The sequence below is a fragment of the Halomonas saccharevitans genome, assembly GCF_900116405.1.
GTDB classification, from domain to species: Bacteria; Pseudomonadota; Gammaproteobacteria; order Pseudomonadales; family Halomonadaceae; genus Halomonas; species Halomonas saccharevitans.
Genome location: NZ_FPAQ01000022.1, coordinates 14058 through 25979 on the forward strand (window position 1 = coordinate 14058; position 11922 = coordinate 25979).

The window sequence follows — 11922 nt, forward strand, 5'->3', positions numbered from 1 at the left end:
ATGCCCCGCCCGGCGGTCGGCGGGTGGCGAGCCATCGCCCTGTGCCTGCCGCTGCTGGTGGCGGGCTGCGCCACGCATCTTTCCACGACCGACGCGCCCGCCATCACCCAGTCGGGGCCAGGCCCCGACGTCGACTTCCGGCGCCTGGCACCGCTCACCTACACGCCGCCCGACTGGCCTCAGGCCCTTGAGGCGCGCGTGCTGCTGCCCGACACGCCTGCCGATGCGCTTCGCCCCGCCGCCCTGCTCGTCCACGGCGGCGGCTGGCAGCGGCGTACGCCCGACGACATGGAGGCGATCGCCGAGCGACTCGCCAGTCGCGGCTATGTCACGATCAACGTCGCCTACCGCTTCGCTCCCGAATACCGCTTTCCCGCCCAGCTGGATGACCTCGAGCAGGCCATGGACTGGATCCACGAGCAATCCGAGGCCTGGCGCATCGATACCGCGCGCATCGCCGGCGTCGGCTATTCCAGCGGCGCCCACCTGGTCAGCCTGCTGGCCCTCTCAGGCGAGCAGGCAGGTGATCAGAGTCGACTGGCTGCGGTGCTGGCCGGCGGCCTGCCCAGCGATCTGATGAAGTTCGATGACGGCCGCCTGGTGGTCGAGTTCATCGGCGGCACCCGCGCCGAGAAACCCCAGGCCTATCGACAGGCCTCACCGATCAACCACGTCAATGCCGATGCGCCGCCCCACTTCCTCTTCCACGGCCGCTGGGATGGCCTCGTGCCGGTGGATCACGCCACCGACTTCCATGCGGCGCTTGAGGCGCAGGGCATTACGAGCGAGCTCTACCTGCAGCACTACCGCGGGCATTTCACCAGCTTCCTACTGCGCGACGGCGCCATCGAGGCCGGCATCGCCTTCCTGGATCGCCAGCTGCACGACGAGTAAGCGCTCTCCTGGCGAGCCCCAACGACGGCTCAAGCGACGACGGCCGCCCCTCGGGGGCGGCCGTCGGCCTGTTACCTGAGCCGAGCGCCCGGCCTCAATCGACGAGCTTCCAACCGAGCGTCTCGCCGGCGGCGAGGGGCACGATGACCTGCCCGCCGGCATAGGGCAGCGTCTCGGGCAGCTGCCAGTCCTCCCGCTTCAGGGTCACGGTTTCGGCATTGCGGGACAGGCCATAGAAATCCGGGCCGTGATGGCTGGCGAAGCCCTCCAGACGCGCCAGGGCGCCGGCCTGCTCGAAGGCGGTGGCGTAAAGCTCCAGGGCCGCCGGGGCGCTGTAGGCGCCGGCACAGCCACAGGCGCTCTCCTTGTCGCCCCGGGCATGGGGTGCGCTGTCGGTGCCCAGGAAGAACTTGGGGCTACCCGAGGTCGCGGCCTCCAGCAGCGCCTGACGATGGCGCTCGCGCTTGAGAATCGGCAGGCAGTAGTAATGCGGACGAATGCCGCCGACCAACATGTGGTTGCGGTTGAACAGCAGGTGGTGAACGGTGATGGTGGCGGCCACGTTGGCCGGTGCGCTAGACACGAACGCCGCGGCCTCGGCGGTAGTGATGTGCTCGAACACCACCTTCAGAGTCGGGTGGCGCTCCAGCAGCGGCTTCATTACCCGCTCGATGAACACCGCCTCGCGATCGAAGATGTCGATCTCGGCATCGGTCACCTCGCCGTGTACCAGCAGCGGCAAGCCCAGCCGCGCCATGGCGGCGATGGCCTCATCGCAATGCGCCAGATCGGTCACCCCGGAGGCCGAGTTGGTGGTCGCCCCGGCCGGATAGAGCTTCACGCCATGCACCAGGCCGCTCGCATGAGCCCGCTCGATCTCCTCGGCCGAGGTGGCGTCGGTGAGATAGAGGGTCATCAGCGGCTCGAAGCTCGACCCGGTGGGCAAGGCGGCCAGGATCCGCTCCCGATAGGCCTGCGCCTGCTCGGTGGTGGTCACCGGCGGCTTGAGATTGGGCATGATGATCGCACGGCCCATCTGGCGCGCACTGGCGGCCACCACGGCCGAGAGCACCTCGTCGTCTCGCAGGTGAAGGTGCCAGTCGTCCGGGCGGGTCAGGGTAATCGAGTTCACGGCGGGTCCTGTGTCGAGGGTCTGTTTCGAAAGTCTGTATCGAGAGTCTGTATCGAGAGCACCTGCCGCCTGCGACGACAGGATAAAAATGGAGGCTGTCGGGGCTGTGCCAAACGAGCTGCGTCGAGCGGCAAGAAGCGCAGCCGCCAGTATATCGCAACCACCCCGCGTTCCCGAGGCCACGATGCGCTTGATTAGCTCGCCTGGCCTCTCGACCGACTACTGCCGGACAAGCTCTCCCGCCCGGGAGTCTTACCGCACGTCCTCACTTCGCGATAACACGCGGATACCTGGGCATCCGGCCACAGCGACTCTTCAAGCGACGCCGAATGCCGTATCATGTGCCCCCAGCCTGACAGGCCGCACCATTCGCGAGGACAGCATGCCCAAGGTAAGACACTACGCCGACATCGTCGCCATCCTGGCCGGTTTCATGTGGCTGGTGCTCTACTGGTCAGTCAGCATCTCGGCCCACCTGGGCAGCATTGAACCGTCGCTGGCCGCGCTGCTGATGGTGGGCAGTCTGATGCTGATCAGCTTCGTGCACCGCCCGATCCGCGTCCTGCTGGGGCGCTACCACGTCCGCAAGCGGCGCACCGAGATGTGGATGCACATCCTCGCCCTACCCCTGACTCTGGCCTTCCTGCTGGCCATCGTCATCGAACACCTGATCACGCCAATGAACGGCGAGCACAAGATGCTGCTGTTCAATACGCTGGCCACGGCCGGCTGGCTGGTGTTCGTCGTCACCCTGCTCTTCAAGCTCGTGATCCACCTCATTCAGCAAAGGCGCAAGGAGAAGCGTTAACCTCCTTATTCGCCGCCGCACTTCGCCGTGCAAGCACGGCGATGAGTTGTCGACCGAACCCCACTAACGTCAGAACCGATCAGCCCGGAACGGCGCCATGTCGATATCGGGCGTCTCGCCATCCATCAGCTGGCCAAGCAGGTGACCGGTCGCCGGACCCAGGGTGAAACCCTGATGACCATGGCCGAGGGCCAGCCACAGCCCTGGCTGCCCCGGCGCGGGCCCGATCACCGGCTTCATGTCAGACGTACAGGGGCGTGCGCCCTTCCAGGGCTCGGCCTCGAGCCGTTCGCCCAGAGGGAGCAGCCGCCGCGCCGCCTGTTCCGCCGCCTCCAGCTGGGCGAGGTGCGGCGGAGCATCGAGTCGCTCCAGCTCGGCACCGGTGGTCAACCGGATGCCGGCCTGCATGGGCGCCAGCACGTAACCCACCTCGGCATCCATGACCCAGTGGCGCAACGGCTCGCTCCCCGCGTTGGCATAGTGCATGTGGTAACCCCGCTTGACGAACAGCGGTATCTCGAGCCCCAGGTCGCTCAACCATTCACGCGACCAGGGCCCCATGGCCATCACCAGCTGCTCGGCGTCGAGTTCCCCTTCGCTGGTGGAGATACGCCAGCCGCTGCCCTGGCGCGCGATGCCCGACACCTCGGCCTGCTGCACTCGCCCGCCTTCCGCCTCGAAGCTCTTGGCGTAGGCCTTAACCAGCTCACCGGGATCGGCGACCGTCCAGGGATCCTGCCAATGGATGGCTCCCGCCAGCCCCTTGCCAAGACCGGGCTCGAAGGCGGCCAGCTCGGCAGCGTCCAGCACGCGGTGGCGCACGCCAAATCGCTGCTCGTCGTCACGGGCCGCTGCGGCCCGCGCCTCGAGCTCCGCCGCCGTGTGATAGACCTCGAGCCAACCTTCTTTACGCACCAACTGCTCGGCACCGGCGGCCTGCATCATGGGGGCGTGCGCCTCCAGCGACAGCCCGATCAGCGAGGCGTATTCCGGCACGATCTTCTGGTAACGCTCCTTGGAGGAGTTATGCCAATAGCGCAGCAGCGGCCCGGCCGCCTGTAGCATGCCGCCGGGGCGATAGCGAATGTCCACCTGGCGGTTGGGCAGCACGCGCAGCAGCGTGGCGAGATCGCGCGGGAAGGGATAGGGGCGTACCGCCTCACGCTGGATGATGCCGGCGTTGCCGAACGAGGTCTCTCGACCGGGCTCACGGCGATCGACCAGGGTCACCGAGTGTCCGCGCCGGGCCAGGTGCCAGGCGACCGACACGCCTACCATTCCAGCTCCCATCACCACAATCTCACGCGACATCGAGTCACTCCTTGTGAAAAATCCTTAGGCAATTCAATAGGATTGCATGTTCTAACAGGCGAGGGGAAGCGATGAGCACGAGATCAGCGTGAGTCGCGCTCCTGCACACCGAGCTTGGCACGGATGAAATCCGCGTGGCTGACGTGCAACAGCTCGGCCAGACGACGAATGCGATGCTCCTCGAGGTGGTGGCGCTCGCCATCGACCAGGGATAGCGACCACATCATACGCACCAGCTCCCAGCGCTGATCGTAGTCGAAATGCTCCTTGATCATGCTGACGAACTGATAGTGATCCACGGCCGACTCGGCTTCTTCCCGCGCCAGGCGCATCAGGTCGTCCAGATCCGTCTCCGCCAGGTCGAAACGTCGCTGCAACAGCTGGCGCAGCAGGGCCACTTCACTATCATCGAGGTGGTAGTCGGCACGGGCCACCTCGAAGAGCAACGCGGCCACGGCCAGCTCAAGGCTGTGAGCCGGCGGATTGGCCTCACCGCCGCCGGCAATGAAGTCGCTGAAGAAGCGCTGAATCGAATCCATCATCGCAGGCGATCTCCCCGTCATTCGTAGAGTCACTCAGTATGGCGCAGCGAATGGCCTCTTCCCACGGCGAAGTAGAGCAAACCGGCCGCCTTCACCGCGTCGGGCTCGAAGAGGTTGCGCCCATCGACCACCACCGGTGTGGCCAGCTGCTGCTTCAGCCAGGCGAAGTCCAGGGTGCGAAACTCCTTCCACTCGGTGCAGATCACCAGGGCATCTGCCCCTTTCACCGCCTGGATACGATCGCCCACCAGCACCAGGTCGTCACGCTCGCCGTAGATCCGGCGGCACTCCCGCATCGCCTCCGGGTCGTAAGCCTGCACACGGGCACCGGCGTCCCACAGCGCCTCCATCAGGGTGCGACTCGGGGCATCGCGCATGTCATCGGTATTCGGCTTGAAGGAAAGGCCCCACAGCGCGATGGTCTTGCCGGCCAAGTCGCCATCGAAGGCCTGACGGAGCTTGGCGAACAGCGTCTGCTTCTGGCGCTGGTTCACCGACTCAACGGCAGTGAGCAGCTCCGCCCGATAGTCCACGTCGGCCGCCGTGCGCGCCAGGGCCTGCACGTCCTTGGGGAAACAGGAACCGCCATAGCCGCAGCCCGGATAGATGAACTGATAGCCGATACGCGGATCGGAACCGATCCCGCGGCGCACCTGTTCCACGTCGGCACCCAACCGCTCGGCCAGATTCGCGATCTCGTTCATGAAGCTGATCTTGGTCGCCAGCATCGCGTTGGCGGCGTACTTGGTCAGCTCGGCGGCCCGCACGTCCATGAACATCAGCTTTTCCTGCTGACGGATGTAGGGCGCGTAGCACTCGCGCATCAGCCCCTTCACCCGCTCTGACTCGGTGCCGACGACGATCCGCGCACCGTGGGTGAAGTCCTCGATGGCGGCCCCTTCCTTGAGAAACTCGGGGTTGGAGCAGACGTCAAAATCGAGGCGCTCGCCGCGGGCCTCGAGGGTCTTCTTCACCGTCTCGCGCACGCGATCGGCCGTGCCGACCGGCACCGTCGACTTATCGACAATCACCTTGTACTGGTTCATGTGACGGCCGATGGTCTCCGCCACCGCCAGCACGTACGTGAGATCGGCACTGCCATCTTCATCCGGCGGCGTACCCACGGCGATGAATTGCAAGGTCCCGAAGGCCACCGCCTCAGCCGAATCGGTCGTAAAGGAGAGGCGACCCGCCGATACGTTAGCCTGCACCATGCTCTCGAGCCCGGGCTCGTAGATGGGAATCTCCCCGGCCTCCAGGCGAGCAATCTTGTCGGCATCCACATCCATGCACAGCACGTCATGCCCGACGTCAGCCAGGCAGGTGCCAGTGACCAGGCCCACGTATCCCGTGCCAAAAATGGTGATCTTCATTCCCTGTCTCCTGATCAGTCTCGATGTTCTGTTCTATCCAGTGGAAGCTGTGGTTGTGGGGGCAGTGCGTGTTCGTGGCGATAAAAGGACGCCTGACTACACCCCATAGAACTCGCGGTACCACGCCACGAACTTTCTCACGCCCTCCTCCACGCTGACCTCGGGGCGATACCCCGTCGCCTGGTAGAGCGCCTCGGTATCGGCCCAGGTGCGCGGCACATCGCCCGGCTGCATCGGCTGAAAATCACAGATCGCCTCGCGACCGATCGCGGCTTCGACCGCCCGAACGAAGGCCATCAGCGGCACTGGACTGCCATGACCGATGTTGTAGAGCGCATAGGGCGCACTGGATGAATCAGGCGCCGAGTCACTGGACGGCCGCTGTGGATCGCCCTGGGGAATGACATCGAGCACTCGCACGACGCCCTCGACGATATCGTCGATGTAGGTGAAGTCTCGCTCCATGTTGCCATGGTTGTAGACCTGGATCGGCTCGCCGGCGAGAATCGCGCGGGTGAACTTGAACATCGCCATGTCGGGTCGCCCCCAGGGCCCGTAGACCGTAAAGAAGCGCAGCCCGGTCATCGGCACCCGATACAGATGCGCATAGGTATGCGCCATCAGCTCGTTGGCCTTCTTGGTCGCCGCATAGAGACTGATCGGGTGATCCACGCCGTCCCCGGTGGCGAAGGGCACCTTCTCGTTCATGCCATACACCGAGCTCGAGGATGCATAGACCAGGTGCTCCACGCCCGCCTGCCGACAGCCCTCGAGCACGTTCAGATGCCCCACTAGATTACTGTCGGCGTAGACGTGCGGATTCTCCAGCGAGTAGCGCACCCCGGCCTGGGCCGCCAGGTGAATCACCCGATCGAAACGATGCTTGGCGAACAGTGCCGCCATGCCCTCGCGATCGGCCAGGTCCAGCTCGATGAACCGCACGTCGTCGCAGTCGGCAAGGTCATCGAGACGTGCCCGCTTGAGCGAGACATCGTAGTAGTCGTTGAGGTTATCAATGCCGACGATCTCATGACCCTGGCCGGCCAATCGCCTGGCCGCGGCATGGCCGATGAAACCGGCCATGCCGGTAATTAAGAGCTTCATGGTGATTCCTTGGGTGGCGCCGAGCGGAATTGTAACGCAATCACTCCAACGCCGCGTCCCCGCCACTTGCCCAGCTCACTATGATAGCCTTGCGCAGATTTACAGCCACGAGAGCCCCATGGCCCCAAAACGTTTCGCCTTCGTTATCGAGGATCTGTACGGCGGCGGCGCCCAGAAGTCGCTGCTCTACACGGCCGACCAGCTGCGCCAGCGCGGCCACGATGTCATTGTTTACACGCTTCGCGAGCGCATCGAACACCGGCTGCCGGACGGCCTCGAGATCGAGAACCTCGGTGTGGTAACGGCGTTTACCAAGGCCACCACCACGGTGCTGACCGAGAAATGGCAAGCCTCGCGCATCGCCCGCGCCCTGAAACACTGGCGACCCGACGTGGTGATCTCCTGCTCCTGCGACAAGATCACCCGCCACCTGAAACATCCCAATCTGTATTTCTGGGTGAAGTCCGACGTATCGGCCAAGTTCAGCGATCCAAGACAGCGCGAGCGCGCCTTCGCGAAAGTACGCCGCTTCTACGGCGGCCGGCAGGTCATCGCCGTCTCAAAGGGCGTGAAAGAGAACCTGGAACGCGTGGTGGGCTTAAAGGCCGAGCGAATCCTCCCCATCTACAACCCCTACGAGCGCGAGCCCTTCGTGGCGATGGCGGAAGAGCCCGCCGCGCTGCCTGAGGGTGACTTCTTTCTCTGCGTCGCCGCCTTGGAACCCCGAAAGCGCCATGGCCGCCTGCTGCGCGCCTACGCTGCAAGTGGCATCAGCACGCCACTCCTGATCATGGGTAAGGGCAAACCCGAGCATGAAGCGGCAATCCGCGAGCAGATCATCGAGCTGGGCCTGAGCGATCGCGTGAGTCTGGCCGGCTATCATCACAACCCCTATCCCTGGATCGCCAACGCCAAGGCGATGATCCTGACCTCCGACGCCGAGGGGCTACCCAGAGTGCTCATCGAGGCCCTGCTTCTGCACACGCCGGTAATCAGCGTGGACTGCCCCAGCGGCCCGAAGGAGATCCTGACCCAGGAACTCGCCGACTTCCTGGTGGCACCCGAGAACGAAAAGGGCCTGGCCGATGCGATCGCTCGCATGGACCAAGCCCCTGTGAAGATCGAGGAACGCCACTACCGGCAGTTCCTCAAGGAAAGCGTACTGCCCCAGTTCGAGGCCCTATGATCAAAGGCCTTCGCCATCAGGACATGACGTGAAACTGCTCGAGCTCCCCTTCGATGATGGCCGGCACCGCTACCTGGTCTTTCACCCGGCCGGCCTGCCGTATCGGCTGAACCTCGTCAGTACCGCCACCACCCAGGCCTTCGAGGCCGTTGGCAGCAGTCGTTTCTATGTCTCGCAGGATCGGCGGATTCTCGCCAAGGTGGTGCCGGACAAGTTCGCTAGGCGCCAGGCCCCGTTCAAGTGGCTACTGAGGGACTACCTCGAGAAACGCTGCCTGGGCCAGTCCGACGCCCGCAAGGAGTATCTCAGCCTGCAGGTCCTGCGCCGTGCCGGCCTCGCCACCCCTCAGTGCCACGGCTGGGGGATATCGCTTAATACCCGCAACCGCAACGGCTCGCTCTTGCTGATGGAGCACGTGCAGAACGCACGGCCGGGCGGCGAGGTCTTCGACGAACTGGACGAGCCGGGGCGTCTCGCTTTCCTAGAGCGCTTCTGCCAGGAGGTGGCCCGGCTCGCCCACGCCGGCTACGTGCACCGCGACCTGCACTACAACAACCTGCTGATCGACGAACACGAAGAGATTCTGTGGATCGATGCCCACGTGCGCCAGTTACCAACGAAACGCGCCGACCAGTGGCCGGCGCTGAAGCGGTCGTTGACGGCGAAAAAACTCAGGGGTAATCGCTATGAGGCTTATGCTGAGCGCTGCCTCCATGAGTCATATCGTGGGAGCTTCAAAGGATAAAAGCGTTCAGAAACAAGTCGTGCAATGAGAAGCCAGGCATGGCCTCGCCTGATGGCCTGGCAGCGCGCTGATGTGACTGCTCTATCTACAGACCCGGGGAACCTTCCAACATGCCGCATGTACTCCTTGTCATCGACCAATTGGCCAGCGGCGGAGCGCCCCGTTCTGTCCTGAAGCTGACCCGCGCCCTGCTGGAGAGCCATATCAGGGTGTCACTGATCTCGTTGTCGGATCGGGTGGGACTCCCGATCCCGGAAGGGGCTGAGTGTCATGTCGTCGCTTTCACGCCTTCAACCCGCTGGGAAAAACTTCATCGCTATAAGATTCATGCCAGGCGGCTAGATGACTTCCTGAGTAGCCACATGACGCCATTGGATCTTGTGGTCTCGAACCTGCACCAAGCCCACCAGGTCGTCAGTCGCTCATCGCTGGCCAAGCAGGCTTGGTACTGCCTGCGATCCGACCCGTGGCAGGAGCTGCTGTCTAACAAGCGAGGCTGGCGAAGGCAACTCAAACGCCACAAGGTCCGTCGACTCTATGACAACAAGCGCATCATTGCCCTTTCACGCACCAACCTGGAATCGCTCGATCGCATCGGCAGCCAGCCGGATGCGACACGAGTCATTCCCAACGTGCTTGAGGTGGAGCGCATTCACAAACTCATGGAAGAGTCGGTGGCAGAACCAGCGCTTCAGGATACCGGCTTCTGCCTGTTTGTCGGTCGTCTCAACTTTCGGCAAAAGCGCCTGGATCGTCTGCTGGAAGGCTATCTTGCCAGCGGCATCGAACTGCCACTGGTACTGATCGGTGACGGGGAAAGCAAGCGACTGCAGCAGGAAGTGACTCGCTTGGATTTGCAGGATCGGGTCTGGGCACTGGGGTCTCGTGACAACCCCTACCCTTACATGAAGAGAGCAAGCGCGCTCCTGCTCTCTTCGGACTACGAGGGGCTTCCCAATGTGCTGCTGGAATCGCTGGCCTGTGGCACGCCGGTCGTCAGCACCGACTGTCTGTCAGGCCCTCGGGACATCCTGGTGGGCGATCTGGCCAGAGGTCTTGTACCCCTGGAGGATACTGAGGCCTTCGGGAAAGCGATACGCGACGTCATTGATCACTCTCCCAGCATCGAACCCAACCACATTTCCCCGTACATGCCGGAAACCGTCTCTGCCGCCTACCATGAACTAATAGGAGAAGGGCCCTGTAAAAGACATTCTGGCTTCTGAGCTGCCGCTACTCTGACCAGTCGGATCGACAAGCCTTTTCGATCCTACCTCATCGTGTTGATCACGCGTGCCGGCACCCCCGCCAGCACCACATCATCACCAAAGGGCTGATTGACCAGCGCGTTGGCGCCGATGATCACGTTGTTGCCTACCCGCCCTTTGCCGACAACCTTGGCACCGGGATAGACGACGACGTCATTCCCCAAGCGGGGAAATGGCGCCTGGCCCTTTGGCGCCCCTGCCAACGTCACCTGCTGGTAGAGCCGACATCGCTCACCGAGCACCAGTCTATCGCCAATCACCACCGATATCGGATGAGGAAAGTGCAGCCCCTCTCCGATCGTGGTTCTGGGCCCCACATAGACACCAAACCGAAGCGCCAGCCCATTGAATAGCCACCGGGCCAATCCCCTGGCTCCAACATGCTGTAACCACTGCGCAAGCCGAAGTCGCGAAAGGACCTGGGTGGCCGGCTTGCCAATGCGCAACTGATAGCACAGACGCCACCAGGACCACCGCTGCTTAGGCTTGAAGGTCTCTTCCTGAATCAATCCCTTTAGATGCTGAAGGTTAATGGAAGTCCTCCTACAACTTGCCTGCTCACCCAAGAAATACAATCTTTTTGCAATGATGGATCAGGGGAGTACTGGATCCAGCGGTCCGGGCTCGGTCTCGGGGAGACACTCGACCAAGGCAGCCCTTACGCGCTCCAGCGCTTCCTGCCCGAAAGCCCCCTGCGTGACGCTCTCCCACCACTCTCGATGTACCGCCTTTACCGTCACCGGCACCAAGGGTAAGCCGAGCCGCTGCGCCATGGCCAGTCGATGCAGGCCCCGGTTTATCTTGATGAGCCGGCCTTCACGACTGACGGCGACCCCGAGCTGATCCTTTCCGCGTCCGGCATCAAAACCGCGTACCGCCATGTCATCGAGAAAGCTCAGATACACGCGCAGGTAGGTGAGGATACGGTCCTCCGAATCCAGCAGGATACCCTGCTGGTGCGACGACCACGGCTGCCCGGCGTTCAGTCGCGCCTTCAGTTCTCGGAACCGCTCGGTCTTGCGCAGATCATCCCTATGGTCATCGAGATCGCTGATGAAACGATAGCGCGAACTACGTAGAAGATTGCCACGCCGTTGGTCCCACTCGCCATCCCAAATGAACGCCGAGGATGAAGGTCTACATCGCTTGGGATAGCCGCGCCAGTGGGTGCTGCGAATCAATGCTCTGGGATCGACATGCAGCACCAGGTCATCTTCCAGCGCTTCTTCCACGGCACGCCTGGGTAGCCCACGGCGCTCCATCAACTCAGGACTGGGTCTTCCCCGAGACCATAGCGTAAAAAGCCATCGTTCCAGCGGCAGCGCGACACGTTCCAGCGTGCGATCACGAAGTGCGACTTGTGCACGGGCACGTTGCACCGGCCAGAACATTCGCCGGTCATAGAGCGGAGCAAAGGCCGGATCACCGGCAGGTGCGATGGGGACACGCTTTTCGGAGCCAGATACAAACTGCATGCTGATGGACGCAATTCTTACGCAAGGAAATAATATGCTAGCAAACTAATAACGCGCTGTCATAGCGATATCGGCGCTTTTGCT

12 protein-coding genes are annotated in these 11922 nt (G+C 63.1%); 5 read left to right on the forward strand and 7 right to left on the reverse strand.

From position 1 onward, the window contains the following. Positions 1 to 894, forward strand: a complete 894-nt coding sequence (locus BM388_RS11140) for an alpha/beta hydrolase (RefSeq protein ID WP_089850137.1) — start codon at positions 1 to 3, stop codon at positions 892 to 894. Between the two features lie 94 nt (positions 895 to 988). On the opposite strand, the gene pyrC is transcribed toward BM388_RS11140, so the two are convergent. Next, positions 989 to 2026, reverse strand: a complete 1038-nt coding sequence (pyrC, locus tag BM388_RS11145) for a dihydroorotase (RefSeq protein ID WP_089850139.1) — start codon at positions 2024 to 2026, stop codon at positions 989 to 991. A gap of 382 nt (positions 2027 to 2408) precedes the next feature. Between pyrC and BM388_RS11150 the strand changes: the two genes are divergently transcribed. Further along, a complete protein-coding gene (locus BM388_RS11150) occupies positions 2409 to 2834 on the forward strand; it encodes a hypothetical protein (RefSeq protein ID WP_089850141.1) in 426 nt (141 codons plus the stop codon). Between the two features lie 69 nt (positions 2835 to 2903). Here BM388_RS11150 and BM388_RS11155 read toward each other — a convergent pair whose 3' ends face one another. The 4 genes from BM388_RS11155 to BM388_RS11170 form a co-directional block, all read right to left on the reverse strand. After that, positions 2904 to 4145, reverse strand: coding sequence for an NAD(P)/FAD-dependent oxidoreductase (locus tag BM388_RS11155; protein ID WP_089850144.1), 1242 nt, complete (start codon positions 4143 to 4145; stop codon positions 2904 to 2906). An 83-nt stretch (positions 4146 to 4228) separates the two neighbouring features. After that, positions 4229 to 4687 (reverse strand): tellurite resistance TerB family protein, encoded by a 459-nt coding sequence (locus BM388_RS11160; protein WP_089850146.1) that lies wholly within the window; start codon positions 4685 to 4687, stop codon positions 4229 to 4231. 29 nt (positions 4688 to 4716) lie between these two features. Beyond that, complete coding sequence (locus BM388_RS11165; protein WP_089850148.1) at positions 4717 to 6060, reverse strand: UDP-glucose dehydrogenase family protein; 1344 nt, start codon at positions 6058 to 6060, stop codon at positions 4717 to 4719. A gap of 96 nt (positions 6061 to 6156) precedes the next feature. Continuing rightward, the gene (locus BM388_RS11170) at positions 6157 to 7164 is read right to left on the reverse strand and encodes an NAD-dependent epimerase (protein WP_089850150.1); all 1008 of its coding nucleotides are present in this window, start codon (positions 7162 to 7164) and stop codon (positions 6157 to 6159) included. Here BM388_RS11170 and BM388_RS11175 point away from each other — a divergent pair. The 3 genes from BM388_RS11175 (at position 7142) to BM388_RS11185 (ending at position 10321) form a co-directional block, all read left to right on the forward strand. Further along, positions 7142 to 8350 (forward strand): glycosyltransferase, encoded by a 1209-nt coding sequence (locus BM388_RS11175; protein ID WP_245781530.1) that lies wholly within the window; start codon positions 7142 to 7144, stop codon positions 8348 to 8350. The genes BM388_RS11170 and BM388_RS11175 overlap by 23 nt on opposite strands. A 28-nt stretch (positions 8351 to 8378) precedes the next feature. Continuing rightward, a complete protein-coding gene (locus BM388_RS11180) occupies positions 8379 to 9095 on the forward strand; it encodes a lipopolysaccharide kinase InaA family protein (protein ID WP_089850154.1) in 717 nt (238 codons plus the stop codon). Positions 9096 to 9205: 110 nt separating this feature from the next. Next, positions 9206 to 10321 (forward strand): glycosyltransferase, encoded by a 1116-nt coding sequence (locus tag BM388_RS11185; protein WP_089850156.1) that lies wholly within the window; start codon positions 9206 to 9208, stop codon positions 10319 to 10321. 44 nt (positions 10322 to 10365) lie between these two features. On the opposite strand, the gene BM388_RS11190 is transcribed toward BM388_RS11185, so the two are convergent. Both BM388_RS11190 and BM388_RS11195 read right to left on the reverse strand, forming a co-directional pair. Further along, positions 10366 to 10929: a serine O-acetyltransferase gene (locus BM388_RS11190; protein WP_175535083.1), complete on the reverse strand. Its 564-nt coding sequence runs from the start codon at positions 10927 to 10929 to the stop codon at positions 10366 to 10368. Between the two features lie 27 nt (positions 10930 to 10956). Continuing rightward, complete coding sequence (locus tag BM388_RS11195; RefSeq protein WP_089850160.1) at positions 10957 to 11838, reverse strand: hypothetical protein; 882 nt, start codon at positions 11836 to 11838, stop codon at positions 10957 to 10959. Positions 11839 to 11922 lie beyond the last annotated feature (84 nt).

What these genes read in the sequence shown, in the direction of transcription:
- BM388_RS11185 (WP_089850156.1), top strand. Translation starts at nt 9,206, where the DNA reads ATGCCGCATGTACTCCTTGTCATCGACCAATTGGCCAGCGGCGGAGCG.
- BM388_RS11150 (WP_089850141.1), top strand. Translation starts at nt 2,409, where the DNA reads ATGCCCAAGGTAAGACACTACGCCGACATCGTCGCCATCCTGGCCGGT.
- BM388_RS11140 (WP_089850137.1), top strand. Translation starts at nt 1, where the DNA reads ATGCCCCGCCCGGCGGTCGGCGGGTGGCGAGCCATCGCCCTGTGCCTG.
- BM388_RS11195 (WP_089850160.1), bottom strand. Translation starts at nt 11,838, where the DNA reads ATGCAGTTTGTATCTGGCTCCGAAAAGCGTGTCCCCATCGCACCTGCC.
- BM388_RS11160 (WP_089850146.1), bottom strand. Translation starts at nt 4,687, where the DNA reads ATGATGGATTCGATTCAGCGCTTCTTCAGCGACTTCATTGCCGGCGGC.
- BM388_RS11170 (WP_089850150.1), bottom strand. Translation starts at nt 7,164, where the DNA reads ATGAAGCTCTTAATTACCGGCATGGCCGGTTTCATCGGCCATGCCGCG.
- BM388_RS11165 (WP_089850148.1), bottom strand. Translation starts at nt 6,060, where the DNA reads ATGAAGATCACCATTTTTGGCACGGGATACGTGGGCCTGGTCACTGGC.
- BM388_RS11175 (WP_245781530.1), top strand. Translation starts at nt 7,142, where the DNA reads ATGCCGGTAATTAAGAGCTTCATGGTGATTCCTTGGGTGGCGCCGAGC.
- BM388_RS11155 (WP_089850144.1), bottom strand. Translation starts at nt 4,145, where the DNA reads ATGTCGCGTGAGATTGTGGTGATGGGAGCTGGAATGGTAGGCGTGTCG.